We start from the raw sequence: 16,512 nt of genomic DNA, 5'->3' as shown, positions 1-16,512 counted from the left end.
GTAACAATTGATGCTTACCCTATAAAAAAGCTTTAATTTTATTGGACGCGGCGCGAACTTCCCTCAAAATCAGGGGGTAGAGTTACAAGGTAGACGCCGGATTTTCATCCGCCGGCCTAATATCATGTCGAACTCTCAGCTTGCCCGGCGCATCAAAACAGGAATGCACCCCCGCTGCTCATCGAGGGTGCATTCGGTCCACCAGTGGTGGACCCCCAAACGATCGAAACCTTGATCAGGTGGGGGCAGGGAAGTTTTTGCCTTTACGCAATTCCGGACTGAAAACCGCTTCGCACTTTTGCTGGAAGTTGCTCTAAAAGCGCAGTTCGAATTCGGAAACGTTGAGGGCTGCCGGTTGTTCCGCCATGCCGGCGGCAACAGGCTTGGCGTCGCCGCCGATGACGGCTGCGGTCGTTGCGCTCATGTCGATGCCGTCGGCCGGCTGGGCGGACGGTGCTGCGGCAAGCATCGCTTCCGGGGCCGCCTTACTGACGAAGACGACGGGCGAGCCGCCCATCCAGCCTTCGGTGCGATAGATCTTTTTTTCGCCGCCGACGTCGCGGATTTCACTCGCCTGGAGGACGCCGGGCTTCAGCTCCGGCACCGTGTAGTCCTTCTTGCTCACTTCGGCCTGGAGCGGCGGACAATTGGCACAGCTTTCGGTGACGATGCTGCCGTCAGCGCGCGGCGCGGTCTTGCCGACCACCTCTATCGAGGACGCCATCGCAGAACCTGCCATCAGCAGGATTGCCGCACCGAGGAAAATCTGACGCATCAACGCACCTCCGTCTCACTATGGGAGCGGTATAGCGCAGCTTTGTTTCCATCCCGTCAGGGGAAAGGGTAAAAATTTAAAGAATGCGGTCGTTTACACCGTATCTCAGGCTTTTTCGCGCTCGATCGCCCGCCAGCCGATGTCGCGCCGGCAGAAGCCGTTTTCCCAGGTCACCCTGTCGAGCAGCGCATAGGCGCGGTCCTTGGCCTCGGCAACCGTGCCGCCGGTGGCGGTCACGTTCAGCACGCGGCCGCCGGTCGCAACCAGCGCGCCGTCCTTCAGAGCCGTGCCGGCATGAAACACCTTCTCGCCCTTACCTGCATCCGGCAGGGAGAGGATCGGCGTGTTCTTCTCGTAAGCGGCCGGATAACCCTTGGAGGCCATGACCACCGTCAGCGCCGGATCGTCGCTCCATTCGGCCTTGACCTGGTCGAGCGTGCCGTTGGCGGTGGCAAGCAGCAGCGGCAGCAGATCGCTCTTCAGCCGCATCATCATCACCTGGCATTCGGGATCGCCGAAGCGGACATTGTATTCGATCAGCTCCGGTCCCTTCCGGGTGATCATTAGCCCGGCGAAAAACACGCCCGAGAAGGGATGACCGCTCTCGGCCATGCCGCGCATCGTCGGCTCGATGATCTCCTTCATGGTGCGCTCGACCATCTCGGCGGTCATCACAGGCGCCGGCGAATAGGCGCCCATGCCGCCGGTATTGACGCCGGTATCGCCCTCGCCCACCCGTTTGTGATCCTGGGCGGTTGCAAGTGGCAGCGCATGTTTGCCATCGCAGAGGCAGAAGAAGCTCGCCTCCTCGCCGTCGAGATAGGCTTCGACGACCACTTCGGCGCCGGCAGCGCCGAAGGCGCCTTCGAAACAGTCGTCGACCGCGGCCAGGGCTTCATCCAGCGTCATCGCGACCGTCACGCCCTTGCCGGCGGCAAGGCCATCGGCCTTGACGACGATCGGCGCCCCCTGGGCGCGGATATAGGCTTTGGCCTTCGGCGCATTGTTGAAACGCTGATAGGCGCCTGTGGGAATGTCGTAGCGGGCGCAGATATCCTTGGTGAAGCCCTTGGAGCCCTCGAGCTGGGCCGCAGCGGCGGACGGACCGAAAACCACAAGGCCATCGGCACGCAAGCGGTCGGCGATGCCGGCAACCAGCGGCGCCTCCGGGCCGACGACGACGAAATCGATCGCCTTGTCCTTGCAGAAGGCCGCGACCGCTTCATGATCCGCGATGTCGATGGGCACGAGGACGGCGTGTTCGCCGATGCCGGGATTGCCGGGTGCGGCGTAGAATTCGGTCATCAACGGCGATTGCGCCAGCTTCCAGGCGAGCGCATGCTCGCGTCCGCCCGATCCGATCAACAGAACCTTCATGCGCGACCCTTTCCTTTTGCCCCTGGCGGTTAAGGGCCAAGGGCCCAAAGGTCAAGCGGGAAAGCTACCAGCCCCCGCCTCCACCGCCTCCTCCGCCGCCGCCCGACGAACCGCCGCCGGAAAAACCGGAGGATGAGCTGGATGGCGGCGGTGCCGGAATCGTCGAAGCGATGGTCGAGGCCATCGACGAGGAAAAGCCGCCGATACGATCGGAAAAGCTGCCGCTGTTGAAATTGCCGGAATACCAGGCGGGCGCATAGGTGGCAGCCGCGCCGGCAGCGGCTGCCGCAAGCCAGGTTTCGAAGGTGCGCGACCAGGGCTTTTCGACGCCGAGCGCCACCGCATAGGGCAGCAGCGTCTCGAAATGCTGCGGCGACATTTCCGGCGCGCCTGCCGTGTTCATCCGGTCTTTCTCGGCCAGCGTCAGATATTGGCGCAAGCCGTCTATGCCATCCATCATCTTGGCGCCGAGCGGGGTCGGCGCGCCCATGATGAAGAAATAGAGGATGTTGAGCAGTACTATGCCGCCGACGGCAAACAGCATCGGCGTTTCATGCAGTTCCACCAGCGACGAGGCAAGCGCCAGGACCACGGTCGCCAGGATGCTGATGCCGACGAAAACGCCGATCGCCGTGGCAATGATGGCGATGATCTTGCCGAACAGCGACCTGCCGCGATGCAGCGACCGCATGAAGCCGGCGACGAACACCGCGACAAAGACCGAGATGGCGATCGGGATCAGCATCAGCGCGATGGTATCGGGCTGCAGCGACCCAAAGACGAACAGCGCCACCAGGGCGGCGGCGCTGAGCGCAATGCCGCCCGTGGTATAACCGAGGTTGGAATTGTAATATTTGCCGCGGTGCTCTTTCTCGATCGCCGAGCGGAAAGCCTGGCCGACGGACTTCACCCGCTCGCCATTGGCCTTGTCGATCGTCAGCGTCTTGCCGGCGCCGCCAGCGGCCTTCAGCAGTTCGATCTCGCCAGCCTGGAATTTCTCTTTGCCGAGCGCCTTGCCGGTGCCGCGGATGACAATCGAATTCTTCAGATCTTCGAGCTTGACGTAACCGCGAACCGCAAGATTGAGGGCGGTGGCGGAAAGGGCGGTCCAGCCCTCGCCGGAAAAGCCCTTATTGTCGATGTAGTTGACCAGTGCCGGCGAGATACCATCAGGCGCGTCCCAGCGGGGCACGACGACGCCGCGGGCAGGATCGCGACCGACCTTCAGCCATGATCTGAGATAATAGGCGAAAACCAGGATCAGGCCGCCGAAGCCGATGAAATAATCACGGTTGTCCTTCAGCCACCATGTGCTTTCCATATCCGTGCTCGGCGGATCGATCGAGCCCTTCGGCATGCGGATGGCGAAGGTCAGACCTTCGCTGGGACCGAGAGGCGCGGTGGTGGAAAAAACGATGCCGGCGCCGGTTTCGCTGGCGCGGGCGTTCTTTCCAGTTGCGCCCTGCCGGCCGGTGAAGAAGGTCGTCTGGGTGGCAGTGACACCCGGCGGCAGCGTCACCGTCGCCGTCGCCGAGCGGATCGGGAAGATCCAGCCATTGCCGGTGACGTTCCAATAGAGTTCGTCATGATCGTCGAAATAACGGATCTGCCGGTTGGTCCTGTAGGTAAAGGCATATCGATGACGTCCCGGTGTCACGGTCACATCGGCAGAACCGGCATAGATGCGGATGCCGCCCGATATCGATTCAGTGTGCCAGGGCTCATCCGCGCCATCGCGCTGGACCGACACCATATCGAAATCGACGCTGCGGCGACGGCCCGAGGCATCGGTGAAATAGAGCGGAAAATCGCGGAAGATGCCGTGATTGATCCGGTCGCCCTCGGCATTGACGGTGACCGTTTCCGTCACCGTCAGCGCGCCGCTCTTTTCCAGCACGATGTCGGAGTCAAAATTGTCGATCACCTCGGCGGCAAAGGCGACCGGGGCGGCGAGCATCAACAGCAGTGCAAAACAAAATCCGAAAAACCGACGCCCCATCCCTGTCTCTCCGTCGGCAGCCTCGGCTGCGTTTTCGTCAATCCTTGTCCCGATATGTCACGCCGAGTGCCGCCAGTGTCCGCCAATAGGCAGGGAAAGTCTTGCCGACGCAATCGGGATCGAGAATGGTGATGCCGTCGATCTTCAGCCCGGCGAGCGCGAAACTCATGGCGATACGGTGATCGGCAAAGGTATCGATCTCGGCCGGCAGCGTTTGACCGGCGAGAGCAGGATCGGAATGAACGATCAGATCGTCGCCCTCCTCGACAGCCAGACCTTCGCGGATATTGTTGAGCCCCGTGGACAGTGCGCGAATGCGGTCGCATTCCTTGACGCGCAGATTGGCGATGCCGACGAAGCGAACCGGCGTCTCGTTGAAGGCGGCAAGCACGGCAAGCGTCGGAACGGCATCCTGCATCTGCGAGCCGTCGATCTCTGCCGGCAGGTGCGGGAATGTGGCGATGACGTCATAGGCGCGGGCATCCGGCTGCGAGAAGGTATCGGAGGGTACACCGAGATCGATCGCGCCGCCGGTGAGAACCTCGGCGGCCCAGAGATAGGTCGCAGCCGAGGCATCGGGCTCGACGATGAAGTCGGCGGCGCGGTAGCCGGTCGGCTCGACGCGCCAGGTCACCGGACTGGTCTTGTCGACCTTGGCGCCGAAGGCCTTCATCGCCGCGGTGGTCAGATCGATATAGCCGAGCGCGCCGATATCCTCGCCGACGAGTTCGATGTCGACGGGGCGGTCGCCGCCGGCCGCCATCATCAGCAGCGCCGAGACATACTGGCTGGACAGGCCGCCGTCGATGCGGATGCGGTCGGCCTGGAAGCGGCCGGTGCCCTTGACGGTGACCGGCGGGCAGCCGGTTTCGGCAGTGACGTCGATGCCGAGCGTGCGCATCGCCTCGACTAGCGGGCCGATCGGGCGCTTGCGCATATGTTCGTCGCCATCGACGATGACGGTGCCGTCGACCAGGGCGGCGGCGGCCGTCAGGAAGCGTGTCGCGGTGCCGGCATTGCCGAGGAAGAGCGGCGCCTTCGGCGGCTGCAGCCTGCCGCTGCCGGTGACGACGAAGGTGGTGTCATCGGGCTCGTCGATCGAAACCCCCATGGCCCGCAGCGCTTCGGCCATATAGCGCGTATCGTCGCTCTTCAGCGCGCCCGTCAGCCGGCTGTTGCCCTTGGCAAGGCCGGCGAGCAGAAGCGCGCGGTTGGTGATCGACTTGGAGCCCGGCGGCATGGCGCGGCCCGAAAGCGGCTTGCCCGGCGGGGTGATCGTGAGTTTGGCTGTGCGTGTCATGCTGTTCTTCCGTCCATAAGGCGACCATTACCGGCCGCAATCCGCCCTTGCTCTTAATCGCTTTCTGGCAAAGGCAAAATGCCGGATCGTCAGAATTTCACGGTGGGGACGGCGCGGTCGGCCTCGTTGGTGATTTCGAAATAGTCCCGCTTGGCAAAACCGAACTGGCCGGCGACCAGATTGGACGGGAAGCTTTCGACCTTGACGTTCAGGTCGCGGGCCGCGCCATTGTAATAACGGCGCGCCATCTGCAACTCGCCTTCCATGGTTTCCAGCGAAGCCTGCAGCTCGGCAAAGTTCTGGTTGGCCTTGAGATCGGGATAGGCTTCGGCGAGCGCGATGAGCCGACCGAGCGCCTGGCCGAGCAGCCCTTCCGCCTGGGCCCTGCCCGCGACATCGCCCGATGGCACGGCCTGCGCCTTGTTGCGGAGCTCAACCACCTCTTCGAGTGTCGACTTTTCATGGGCGGCATAACCCTTGACCGTCTCGATCAGGTTCGGGATCAGGTCGGCGCGACGCTTGAGCTGGACGTCGATGCCCGACCAGGCCTCTTCCGCCATCTGCCGCGCACGAACCAGGCCGTTGTAGATGAAGACGAGATAGAGCGCGACCAGAACGATGACGCCAAGCGCAATATACATCGCGAATCCCCCCGCAGCGAAGTAATGTCGGGGCGGAGACTACGCGGGTTTGCCGGCTGCCGTCAAACGCCGATATCGGCGAGGATCCGGGCCGTCGTCTGCTCCGGTGAAAAGCCCGTCGTGTCGATTTCGACGGTGCGTTCAGCCAGCCCACGCAGCAGTTTATGGTTTGCCCGCAGCCGTTGTAACGTCGCCGTATCCGTCAGCTTGAGCGCCTCAGCCCGGCCGGGAGCAACAAGACGCCTGGCATTCTCCTCCGGGGCGCAATCGAACAGGATCGCCACGAGATCGGCGCCTCTCGCGGCGGCCGGATCGCTGTACCAGGAGAAGGTCGCAGCGTCATCTGCGTCGTCCGATAGAGCATCGGTAAAGACGAAGCTTTCGGCAGGGTCCGCGCGCGCGGCATGGTCGAAAAACGCGTGGCGAATCTGCCCTCTCAGCGAGGCGTGCAGCGGATCGCTGCGGGAGAACAGAGCCTCGGCAGGATTGAGCAGTGTATGGTTGTCGATGAGCCGCGCGCCGAGCCTTTTTGCCAGCAAGCGACCGACAGTCAGCTTTCCAGTGCCCGGCCAGCCGTTGATATGGATGATACGGCCGACAGGGTTTTGCGTCACGCCGCCTCTTTGGCCAGATTGACGCCGCCGGCGTCGGTCAGCAGGAAGGCTTCGCCGCAGGCCTTGGCAAGGGTGCGCACCCGCAGGATGTAGCTCTGACGCTCGGTGACCGAGATGACGCCGCGGGCGTCGAGCAGGTTGAAGACGTGGCTGGCCTTGATGCACTGGTCATAGGCCGGGAAGACGCATTTGTGCAGGCGCTGGTTGGCGTTATCCCCCGGCGCGCCGGCATCGAGCAGCGCCCGGCATTCCTTCTCGGCGTCGACGAAGTGGCGATGCAGCATCTCGGTATTGGCGAATTCGAAATTATGGCGCGAATATTCCTGCTCGGCCTGCAGGAAGACATCGCCATAGCTGATCTTTTCGTCGCCTTCGCGGCCGTTGAAGTTCAGGTCGTAGACATTGTCGACGCCCTGGACATACATGGCGAGGCGTTCGAGACCATAGGTCAGTTCGCCTGCGACCGGCGAGCATTCGATGCCGCAGACCTGCTGGAAATAGGTAAACTGCGAGACTTCCATGCCATCGCACCAGCATTCCCAGCCGAGGCCCCAGGCGCCGAGCGTCGGGCTTTCCCAGTCGTCCTCGACAAAACGGATGTCATGCAGCAGCGGATCGAGGCCGATCGCCGCCAGCGAGCCGAGATAGAGCTCCTGCAGATTGGGCGGGTTCGGCTTCAGGATGACCTGGTACTGGTAATAATGCTGCAGCCGGTTCGGGTTCTCGCCATAGCGCCCGTCGGACGGGCGCCGCGACGGCTGCACGTAAGCCGCCTTCCACGGCTTGGGGCCGAGGGCGCGCAACGTTGTGGCAGGGTGGAAGGTGCCGGCGCCGACTTCCATGTCGTAGGGCTGCAGCACCGCGCAACCCTTGTCCGCCCAGTAGCTATGCAGGGTCAGGATCAGCGCCTGGAAGGAGCGCTTCGGGTTCATATGGTCTGGGATAGCTGACATCGAACGGCACCGATTGCTTGGGAATTATCGGCGCGACAGGTGCCATGGAGGGCGACGGGGGTCAAGACTTTTACAGCGGTGGAGAGACGGCTGCGGCGATATGGAAGAGGAATTCGGTTACCGCTCACCCTAACCCTCTCCCCGCTCGCGGATCGAGGGGACGTGCCAAACGCTGCGGCGAGATTGAGGCTGCCGGTGCGGCATATTTCCCTTCTCCTCGCGAGCGGGGCGAAGGTGCCGACAGGCGGATGAGGGGCAAGCGCCGGGTGAGAGGCCGGTACAGTCGGGCCCCTTATTCTCCCTCGCGCTTCAGCCGGTATTCGCCCGTCGCCGGGTCCTTGACCAGCGTGCCGATCGCGCCGGTCTGACGCTCCTTTTCAGCTTGGCGCGATTTTTCGGCGAGCTTGCGGGCATCGGAGACGAAGCGGCGGTAGAGCCACCAGGCTGAGAAAACCAGGATGAGGATGGTAATTAACTGCGGCATGCCCCTCTCTTGCTCCCTTCAAAGCCCGAAACGGCTCCACAATGCTCTCTCTTCCGCCGCTTCGACAAGCCCTGTTGCGAGACCGGATGCAGCCCCTTCGAGCGAGACGGGCGATACGCCGGGAATCCGGCGGCCGAACAGGCCGCGGCCGGCGGTGACGAGCTCCAGCTTGGTCTTCTGGCCGTAGCGCCGCTTCAATTCCTGGCGCATGTCGCCGAGGCCATCGATGAGGCCGAGTTCGAGGCCGCGCGTGCCGCTCCAGAACAGGCCCGAGAAGACCGCCGCATCGTCCTGCAGCTTGCCGGCGCGACGCTCGCGCACCATCGAGATGAAGACCTGGTGGATTTCGAGCTGCAGGCTCTTCAGATACTCGATATCCTTTTCCTTTTCCGGCTGGAACGGATCGAGGATCACCTTGTTTTCGCCCGCCGTATAGACGCGGCGCTCGACGCCGATCTTCTTCAACAGTTCGGGAAAGCCGAAACCGCCGGAGACGACGCCGATCGAGCCGACGATGGAGGTGGCATCGGCAATGATCTCGTCGCCGGCCAGTGCGATCATGTAACCGCCGGAGGCGGCGACATCCTCGACGAAGACCAGAACCTTCTTCTGCTTCTCGCGGGCGAGCTCGCGAATGCGGGTGAAGATCAGCCGCGACTGCACGGGCGAGCCGCCCGGCGAATTGATCGAGATGGCGACTGCCGGCGCGTCCTTCATGGCGAAGGCCTTTTCCAGGACCGGGGAGACATTGGCGAGATTGAGGGTTGGCCGGAACTGGCCGCCGCCGCTGATGATCGCCCCCTGCAGCCGGACGACCGGGATGGTGATGCCGTCCTTGCGGAACCGTTTCGGCAGCAGCTTTCTCAAGAATCCGGCCATTTCCCATCCTTTGCTTCAGGTCGCACGCTCGCAATTTGCGATCGGCATCCATGTATGCGCTGGAACGCCAAACGCAATGGCCGCGTTCCTGAAAACATCGGCCCGAGGCATCGGGATTGATTTTCTTGTTGCGAATGAATTGCATTATCATTCTAATCCGTCATAGTGCACCGACGCTAAAACAGGTGGAAATCGCATGGACGTCCTCAATCCGAATGCAAAGAGCGGCTGGCGGCACGAACGCGGCGAGGCGTCGCTGTCCGATGTCTACCGCACCGTCGGAACCGGGCGTCACAGCTCGATGTGGCGAAGGGCGGCAGCCTTTGCCGGGCCCGGCTATATGGTCGCCGTCGGCTACATGGACCCCGGCAACTGGGCGACCTCGCTCGCCGGCGGCTCGAAATTCGGCTATGCGCTGCTCACCGTCGCGCTGCTTTCCAACCTGATGGCGATCGTGCTGCAATCGCTCTGCGCCCGCCTGGCGATCGCCTCCGGCCGCGATCTTGCGCAGGCTTGCCGCGACGCTTTTCCGAAATATGTCTCGGTGCCGCTGTGGGCCTTTGCCGAAATCGCCATCATCGCCACCGATATCGCCGAGGTGATCGGCACGGCGATCGGCCTCAACCTGTTGATGGGCATCCCGCTCGAACTCGGCGTGCTGATCACCGCGCTCGACGTCTTCGTGATCCTCTTCCTGCAGAAGCTCGGCTTCCGCTGGGTGGAAGCCTTCATCATCGCGCTGCTCGGCGTCATCGCGATCTGCTTCGGCGTGCAGATATTGCTTGCCGACCCGCAATGGGGCGCCGTCCTCACCGGCTTCTTCCCGACAACGGAGATCGTCACCAATCCCGAGATGCTCTACCTGGCGCTCGGCATTCTCGGCGCCACCGTCATGCCGCACAATCTCTACCTCCACTCCGGCATCGTGCAGACGCGGGCCTATGGCCATACTATCCCTGAGAAGAAGGAGGCGCTGACCTTTGCGACGATCGACTCGACGGTCGCATTGTGCTTCGCGTTGCTGATCAACGCCTCGATCCTGATCCTGGCGGCTGCCGCCTTCAACGCGCATGGGAAGACCGACGTCGTCGAACTCGGCGAGGCGCATTCGCTGTTGTCGCCGCTGCTCGGCCTCGCCATCGCGCCGACGCTGTTCGGCATCGCGCTTCTCTGCTGCGGCCTCAATTCGACGGTGACGGCAACGCTTGCCGGTCAGATCGTCATGGAAGGCTTCCTGAAGATCCGGCTGAAGCCATGGGTGCGCCGGCTGATCACCCGGGCCATCGCCATCGTGCCGGCGGCAATCGTCACCATCTGGTATGGCGATCAAGGCACGGCCGAGCTTTTGATCCTGACGCAGGTGGTGCTCAGCCTGCAGCTTTCCTTCGCCGTCTTCCCGCTTGTGATGTTCACCGCCAGCAAGGCCAAGATGGGCGAGTTGGTGGCGCCGCGCTGGCTGAGCGGCATCGCCTATGTGATCGCGGTCGTCATCGCCGGATTGAACGTCAAGCTGCTCTTCGACTTCGTCACCGGCTAAATTCTGGTGTAAGCCGCCCGGCCATTGTTGAAATCATCGACGAGAGGGGAGAACTTGTGGCTCCCCTCTTCGTGCATGATCAGAGGCGCGCGCAGCGACAGCCGCGCCCGCGATCCCTTGATTGCGGTCACCAGGATACGGACGGCGTTTTCACCCGGACGCGGGTGGATGGCTGTCATTTCGAGGCCGCCGAAGCGACGGCCGCAGGCGAGGATGATTTCGGCGATCGACTGGGGCCTGGCAATCAGCGACAATTGGCCGCCGGGGATCATGATGGCGCCGGCCGTGCGGATCCAGCTTTCGAACAGGCCATCGGTCATCGCATGGGCTTCGGCCTTCAGCGCATCCGGCGTGCGCCGGTCGCCGGCATCATTGAAGGGGGGGTTCATGATGACGTGGTGGAAGCTCTCATCGGTAAGGCCGGCATCGTTGCGCGCCTTGGCGGTCAGGGTCACATCGGCCTCGACGACGCTGACGCGGCCTGCGACATGGGCATTGCCGGGCAAGAGGATGCTGCGGCGGGCATAATCGGCCATCTCGGCCGAGCGCTCGAAGAGCACCACCTCTGCATCGGCAAGCCGCGAGGCGACGGCAAGGCCGGCGGCACCGGCGCCGGCGCCGAGATCGGCAACCCTGACTGGGCGATCGTCGGCGACGAGAGCCGCAAGCAGCATCGCATCCATGCCGGCGCGATGGCCCCTGCCCTTTGGCTGCACCACATGGAAGGCGCCGCGGTGGAAGGCATCGATGGTGTCAGTGGTTTCGCCTGCCATCGGAGCTCACTTCCGCTCGCGCAGCTCGCCGCCGAGACCGGCATCGATGAGGATGCGGCGCGCCTGATCGGCCATCTCCTCGTCCACCAGCAGGCGGCGCGACAGCATGCCGAGCGAGCCCTCCAGCACGCTCATGCCCTGATCGGCGATGAAGCAGTGAATTCCGGCATCCTTCATCAAACTCTCGGCATAGGAGAGAAGAACGGGGTCGTTGGCGCGGATAAGCTCATGCATTTGCCGTCGTTTTCCTTCCAATTTCGCTCAGCGCGACAATTCACCCCTTGCCGCGTCCATCGCCCCTTTCTATTGTCAGGTGCAATGAATGAATAGGAGTCCGGGTCGTTGGGCGTGGTCATACCGCTTGAAGAAAGCAAAAACAAACTGGCATCCATAAAGCCACTGGTCGATCTCACCAGGGCGGATATGGAGCGAGTAAACCAGCTCATTCTGTCCAAGGCCGGCTCCGACGTGCAGATGATCCCCGAAGTGGCGAACCATCTGATCTCATCCGGCGGCAAGCGGCTGCGGCCGATGCTGACGCTGGCTTCCGCCTCGCTGTTCGACTACAGGGGCGAAAACCACGTCAAGCTCGCCACATCGGTCGAGTTCATGCACACGGCGACGCTGCTGCATGACGACGTCGTCGACGAGAGCGATCTGCGCCGCGGCAAATCGACGGCACGGATGATCTGGGGCAACCAGGCAAGCGTGCTGGTCGGCGACTTCCTGCTCGGCCAAGCCTTCCGCATGATGGTCGATGTCGGCTCGCTCGATGCGCTCGACGTCCTGTCCTCGGCCGCCTGCGTGATCGCCGAAGGTGAAGTGCTGCAGCTTTCCGTCGCCAAGAACATGGAGACGACGGAAGACGATTATCTCTCCGTCATCCGCGCCAAGACGGCCGCTCTCTTTGCCGCCGCCGCCGAAGTCGGGCCGATCGTCGCCGAGGCCGGCCGGTCCGGCCGCAACGCCCTGAAATCCTATGGCATGAATCTCGGGCTCGCCTTCCAGCTCGTCGACGACGCGCTCGACTATGGCGGCAAGGCTGCCGATCTCGGCAAGAATGTCGGCGACGATTTCCGCGAGGGCAAGATCACTCTGCCGGTCATTCTCGCCTATCGCCGCGGCACCGAGGACGAGCGCGCGTTCTGGCGCGATGCGATCGAAGCCGGCAACAGCACCGACGCCAACCTCGAAAAAGCGCTGGGGCTGATCACCAAATATGGCACGCTCAGCGACACGATCGGCCGCGCGATCCATTACGGCACGATCGCACGGGATGCGCTTGCGCCGCTTCCCGATACCGTCTGGAAATCCTCCCTGATGGAAGTGATCGACTTCTGCATCGAGCGCGTCAATTGATCAATCGTCCTTGATCGCAGGCTGATTTTCTTGCAGCGCCGCTTCAAAAAAGCCATCCTGTTATGAATCAGTGATCGCAACTTGTTTTGCGGCCGGCCCCATTGCCGGGACGCTGTCGAAGAAAGGTTTCCTAATGCGGCAGAGATTTGCCATCCGTCTTCTTACGAGCGCAGCGCTGGCCGCTGTCCTTTCGCTGGGCGGCGTCGGCGGCGTCAACGCCGAGGATGCGGCCAAGACGGGCGATGCCGCAAAGACCGACAGTTTCTTCGATGCCGATAGCGTCACCAGTTTCTCCGGCGCCTTCCTCGCCGCCCGCACGGCCGATGTCGATCATGACTACGAAACCGCGATCGAACTCTACAAGAAGGCGCTGCAGATCGAACCCGGCAATCCCGAGATTCGCCAGCGGCTGATGATCTCGCTGCTGCTCAATGGCGACATCAAGGAGGGCGTCAAATATGCCAACGACCTGAAGGGCGATCCTTCCGTCGAGCGCATCACCACGATCGTGCGCGGCATGGATGCCGTGCGCCGCGACGACTACAAGACCGCCGAGGCCATCCTGAAATATAAGGGGCCGAACGATCTCGACCGGATGATGAACGACCTGCTGCTTGCCTGGGCCCGCGTCGGCGCCGGCCGCGGCAAGGAAGCGCTCACCATGGTCGAGAAGATGAAGGGACCGGACTGGTTCCGAATCTTCCAGAATTACAATGCCGGGGCGATCGCCATCGCCACCGGCGATGTGAAGTCCGCCCGCAAGCATCTGAACGATGCCGTGCTCGACAAGGAAGGCGGTGCGACGGCGCCCGACACCTTCATGCGCGCAGTGATGGCGCTTGCCCGCCTCGAAGCAACACAGGGCAATAAGCAGAAGGCGCTCGACGCCGTTTCCGTCGGTGACAACCTGCTGCCGAATTATGCGCCGCTGAACGCGTTGCGCGACAGCATCGAAAAGGACGAGAAGCAGGAACAGCAGGTCAAGACAGCCGAAGAAGGGGCTGCCGGCGTGCTGTTTTCGGTCGGCGGCGCACTGAACCGCGACGGCGCCGAGGACATCGTTTCGCTTTACCTGCAGACGGCCAATGCGCTCGATCCGAACAGCGCCGATACGCTGGTGCTGCTCGGCGGCATCGCCGAGAAGCAGAACCAGATGGACCGCGCCATCGCGCTCTACAAGAAGGTGCCGGAGAATTCGCCGATGCGGCGCATCTCCGAGCTACAGCTCGGCCTTGCCCTTGCCCAGGGCGGCAAGGTGGACGAGGCGCGCAAGCATCTGCAGGCGCTGATCACCTCCGACCCGAAGGACATCCGCAGCTACCTCGCCTATGGCAGCGTGCTCTCCGATGCCAAGGACTACGAGGCGATGGCCGCCAATTACGACAAGGCCGTCGAAGCGATCGGCCCCATTCCCGGCCGCGCCAACTGGAGCGTCTTCTTCCAGCGCGGCATCGCCTATGAACGGCTGAAGAAGTGGGACCAGGCGGAGCCGAATTTCCGCAAGGCGTTGGAGCTCAACCCCGACCAGCCGCAGGTGCTGAACTATCTCGGCTATTCCTGGATCGACATGAACCGCAACCTCGACGAAGGTCTCGGGATGATCAAGAAGGCCGTCGATCTTCGCCCTGACGACGGTTACATCATCGATTCGCTCGGCTGGGCCTATTTCCGCCTCAACCGCTTCGACGATGCCGTCGACGAGCTGGAGCGGGCTGCCCAGATCAAGGCCGGCGACGCGACGATCAACGACCATCTCGGCGATGCCTATTGGCGCGTCGGGCGCAAGCTCGAAGCCGTCTACCAGTGGAACCGGGCGCTCAGCTCCGAGCCTGAGGCTGCCGAGATCCCGAAGATCAAGGATAAGGTCGCCAACGGCCTGCCTCCCGTCAGCGACGATGCCAAGGCGGCCGACAAGAAGCAGCCGGATCCGGCCCCCGTCACGCCGCCGCCGGTCGACAAGAAATCCTGACGGGCGGGACGCATGCCTGAAGAGGGCCTGGCCGACGCTTTCGGCGTCACCGAAGAGGCGCGCGCGAAGATCAACCTGGCCCTGCATGTGACGGGCCAGCGGCCGGACGGTTATCATCTGCTCGATATGCTGGTGACCTTCGCAGAGCATGGCGACCGGCTGGGTTTCCTGCCCGCACAGGCCGACGCCTTCACCCTGTCAGGCCGTTTCGGCGGCGCGCTTGCCGAAGATGGCGGCACCAACCTCGTGCTGAGGGCGCGTGATCTCCTACGCGAGGCGGTCGGAGCCCTCGCCTTCCCTGTGCATATCCACCTCCAGAAGAATTTGCCGATCGCCTCCGGCATCGGCGGCGGCTCGGCCGACGCAGCTGCGACCTTGCGGGGGCTGATGCGCCTCTGGGGCACGAGGTTGCCCGAGGACGCGCTTGCTATGCTGGCGCTGAAGCTCGGCGCCGACGTGCCGATGTGCATGGAAAGCCGGCCGCTGATTGCCCGCGGCATCGGCGAGAAGATCGAACCGGTGCCCGATCTGCCGGCCTTTGCCATGGTGCTCGCCAATCCGCTGAAGGGCGTGTCGACGCCCGAAGTTTTCCGCCGGTTGGCGACAAAGGACAATCCGGCCTTGAGCCTGGCTCCGCGCGTGCCCAACACTGCCGACTGGCTCGCGGCGATCGGTGCCGCCCGCAACGATCTGGAACCGCCGGCGCGTGAGCTTGTGGCGGAGATATCGGCGATCTCGGCGATGCTGCAGGCCAGCGGCGCGCTGTTGACCCGCATGTCCGGTTCCGGCGCCACCTGCTTCGGCATCTTTGCCACCATGACCGCCGCCGAAGATGCGGCGGCGGCTCTTCACGACGCGCGGCCCGACTGGTATTTCCAGGCGACGGAAACGGTTTCGGGAGGCATGTGATGGCAGCTCTGGACGAAAAGCGGCCCTTCATCGCGGTCGGTATTGCGGTTCTCACGATCTCGGACACGCGCACGCCGGAGACGGACAAGTCAGGCGACACGCTGGCGGCGCGGATCACCGAAGCGGGCCACCGGCTGGTCGACCGTGGCATCGTGCCCGATGATCGCACGGAGATTGCCTCCCGGGTAAAGGCCTGGATTGACAGCAAAGACATAGACGTCGTCATCACCACGGGTGGTACCGGCTTTACCGGCCGCGACGTGACGCCCGAGGCGCTGGAGCCTTTGTTCGAAAAGCGGATGGACGGCTTTTCCGCCATCTTCCACCGGATCTCCTACGAGAAGATCGGCACGGCGACGATCCAATCGCGCGCCACGGCAGGCGTTGCCAATGCCACCTTCATCTTCGCGCTGCCGGGTTCGCCCGGCGCCTGCCGGGATGCCTGGGACGGCATTCTGAAAGGCCAACTCGACTACCGCAGCGTGCCGTGCAATTTCGTCGAGATCATGCCGCGGCTGGACGAGCACCTGAAACGCGGCGCGACGAAGTAGACTGCCTGCAAGAGCGGCATTCCTATGTGGCCAGGCCCGGCAGGACGGGCATGGTATCCCAGCTATCACCCGACAGCAGAATGCAGCTTACGCCGTGAACATCCGTGACGATGAGGGTCCAGGTGCCGCTTTCGGCGGCATAGACCTCAAGAATGGCGTTCTGGTTGACCAGTCCGACTGCCGTGAGCTTTTCGGCGAAGTTCTTGTCCAGGAAATTGACGATTTCGGGTCGGCCTGCGCAACTGCGCATCATCTGCGATGCTGCCGAATGCGGATGCGCGATCACCAATATCGGCAATATGACGGCCAGCAGGCCGTAGATCATACCGCGTGTCATGACGCACCTCCTTTCGCCGGGTACCCGGCAGAAGAGGAGATTGTCGCTGACCTGT

The 16,512-nt window shown here is 63.1% G+C and carries 17 protein-coding genes; 5 read left to right on the top strand and 12 right to left on the bottom strand.

Annotation, left to right across the window (positions count from 1 at the left end):
• Nucleotides 1–313 precede the first annotated feature (313 nt).
• The 9 genes from FHT79_RS23650 to FHT79_RS23610 all read right to left on the bottom strand — a co-directional run bounded on the left by FHT79_RS23650 (nucleotide 314) and on the right by FHT79_RS23610 (nucleotide 9,022).
• Nucleotides 314–775, bottom strand: a complete 462-nt coding sequence (locus FHT79_RS23650; RefSeq protein WP_183904240.1) for a plant virulence effector HPE1-like domain-containing protein — start codon at nucleotides 773–775, stop codon at nucleotides 314–316.
• 105 nt (nucleotides 776–880) lie between these two features.
• Complete coding sequence (purD, locus tag FHT79_RS23645) at nucleotides 881–2,152, bottom strand: phosphoribosylamine--glycine ligase (RefSeq protein WP_047613856.1); 1,272 nt, start codon at nucleotides 2,150–2,152, stop codon at nucleotides 881–883.
• Nucleotides 2,153–2,216: 64 nt separating this feature from the next.
• Nucleotides 2,217–4,151 (bottom strand): DUF2207 domain-containing protein, encoded by a 1,935-nt coding sequence (locus FHT79_RS23640; protein WP_183904239.1) that lies wholly within the window; start codon nucleotides 4,149–4,151, stop codon nucleotides 2,217–2,219.
• Between the two features lie 37 nt (nucleotides 4,152–4,188).
• A complete protein-coding gene (locus FHT79_RS23635) occupies nucleotides 4,189–5,451 on the bottom strand; it encodes a 3-phosphoshikimate 1-carboxyvinyltransferase (RefSeq protein WP_183904238.1) in 1,263 nt (420 codons plus the stop codon).
• An 89-nt stretch (nucleotides 5,452–5,540) separates the two neighbouring features.
• Nucleotides 5,541–6,092, bottom strand: coding sequence for a LemA family protein (locus FHT79_RS23630; protein ID WP_097542856.1), 552 nt, complete (start codon nucleotides 6,090–6,092; stop codon nucleotides 5,541–5,543).
• A gap of 62 nt (nucleotides 6,093–6,154) precedes the next feature.
• Nucleotides 6,155–6,706 (bottom strand): AAA family ATPase, encoded by a 552-nt coding sequence (locus FHT79_RS23625; protein WP_097622963.1) that lies wholly within the window; start codon nucleotides 6,704–6,706, stop codon nucleotides 6,155–6,157.
• Nucleotides 6,703–7,659: a glycine--tRNA ligase subunit alpha gene (locus FHT79_RS23620; RefSeq protein WP_028756701.1), complete on the bottom strand. Its 957-nt coding sequence runs from the start codon at nucleotides 7,657–7,659 to the stop codon at nucleotides 6,703–6,705. The genes FHT79_RS23625 and FHT79_RS23620 overlap by 4 nt, the downstream gene beginning before the upstream one ends.
• A gap of 292 nt (nucleotides 7,660–7,951) precedes the next feature.
• The gene (locus tag FHT79_RS23615) at nucleotides 7,952–8,143 is read right to left on the bottom strand and encodes a membrane protein (protein ID WP_047613848.1); all 192 of its coding nucleotides are present in this window, start codon (nucleotides 8,141–8,143) and stop codon (nucleotides 7,952–7,954) included.
• A gap of 18 nt (nucleotides 8,144–8,161) precedes the next feature.
• The gene (locus tag FHT79_RS23610) at nucleotides 8,162–9,022 is read right to left on the bottom strand and encodes a S49 family peptidase (RefSeq protein WP_047615364.1); all 861 of its coding nucleotides are present in this window, start codon (nucleotides 9,020–9,022) and stop codon (nucleotides 8,162–8,164) included.
• 196 nt (nucleotides 9,023–9,218) lie between these two features.
• On the opposite strand from FHT79_RS23610, the gene FHT79_RS23605 reads away from it, so the two are divergent.
• Nucleotides 9,219–10,559: an Nramp family divalent metal transporter gene (locus FHT79_RS23605; RefSeq protein WP_047613846.1), complete on the top strand. Its 1,341-nt coding sequence runs from the start codon at nucleotides 9,219–9,221 to the stop codon at nucleotides 10,557–10,559.
• Here the strand turns inward: FHT79_RS23605 and FHT79_RS23600 are convergent.
• Nucleotides 10,556–11,332: a methyltransferase gene (locus tag FHT79_RS23600; RefSeq protein ID WP_183904237.1), complete on the bottom strand. Its 777-nt coding sequence runs from the start codon at nucleotides 11,330–11,332 to the stop codon at nucleotides 10,556–10,558. The genes FHT79_RS23605 and FHT79_RS23600 overlap by 4 nt on opposite strands.
• 6 nt (nucleotides 11,333–11,338) lie before the next feature.
• Complete coding sequence (locus FHT79_RS23595) at nucleotides 11,339–11,566, bottom strand: DUF2007 domain-containing protein (protein ID WP_024321294.1); 228 nt, start codon at nucleotides 11,564–11,566, stop codon at nucleotides 11,339–11,341.
• A 108-nt stretch (nucleotides 11,567–11,674) separates the two neighbouring features.
• Here FHT79_RS23595 and FHT79_RS23590 point away from each other — a divergent pair, with 108 nt between their 5' ends.
• The 4 genes from FHT79_RS23590 to moaB all read left to right on the top strand — a co-directional run bounded on the left by FHT79_RS23590 (nucleotide 11,675) and on the right by moaB (nucleotide 16,120).
• Nucleotides 11,675–12,691: a polyprenyl synthetase family protein gene (locus tag FHT79_RS23590; RefSeq protein WP_028756705.1), complete on the top strand. Its 1,017-nt coding sequence runs from the start codon at nucleotides 11,675–11,677 to the stop codon at nucleotides 12,689–12,691.
• 133 nt (nucleotides 12,692–12,824) lie between these two features.
• On the top strand, nucleotides 12,825–14,660 hold the full coding sequence (locus FHT79_RS23585; protein ID WP_028756706.1) for a tetratricopeptide repeat protein: 1,836 nt from the start codon (nucleotides 12,825–12,827) through the stop codon (nucleotides 14,658–14,660).
• Between the two features lie 12 nt (nucleotides 14,661–14,672).
• Nucleotides 14,673–15,569 carry a 4-(cytidine 5'-diphospho)-2-C-methyl-D-erythritol kinase gene (locus FHT79_RS23580; protein WP_183904236.1) on the top strand — a complete coding sequence of 299 codons (897 nt, stop codon included), beginning with the start codon at nucleotides 14,673–14,675 and terminating at the stop codon, nucleotides 15,567–15,569.
• Nucleotides 15,569–16,120 carry a molybdenum cofactor biosynthesis protein B gene (gene moaB, locus FHT79_RS23575; protein WP_028756708.1) on the top strand — a complete coding sequence of 184 codons (552 nt, stop codon included), beginning with the start codon at nucleotides 15,569–15,571 and terminating at the stop codon, nucleotides 16,118–16,120. The genes FHT79_RS23580 and moaB overlap by 1 nt, the downstream gene beginning before the upstream one ends.
• 22 nt (nucleotides 16,121–16,142) lie before the next feature.
• Here moaB and FHT79_RS23570 read toward each other — a convergent pair whose 3' ends face one another.
• Nucleotides 16,143–16,457: a hypothetical protein gene (locus tag FHT79_RS23570; RefSeq protein ID WP_183904235.1), complete on the bottom strand. Its 315-nt coding sequence runs from the start codon at nucleotides 16,455–16,457 to the stop codon at nucleotides 16,143–16,145.
• Nucleotides 16,458–16,512: the final 55 nt, after the last annotated feature.

This window comes from Rhizobium sp. BK212 (assembly GCF_014197475.1).
In the GTDB taxonomy this organism is placed as follows: domain Bacteria; phylum Pseudomonadota; class Alphaproteobacteria; order Rhizobiales; family Rhizobiaceae; genus Rhizobium; species Rhizobium anhuiense.
Note: the sequence above shows the minus strand (reverse complement) of the source record. Positions and strands in the feature narration are given on the sequence as shown.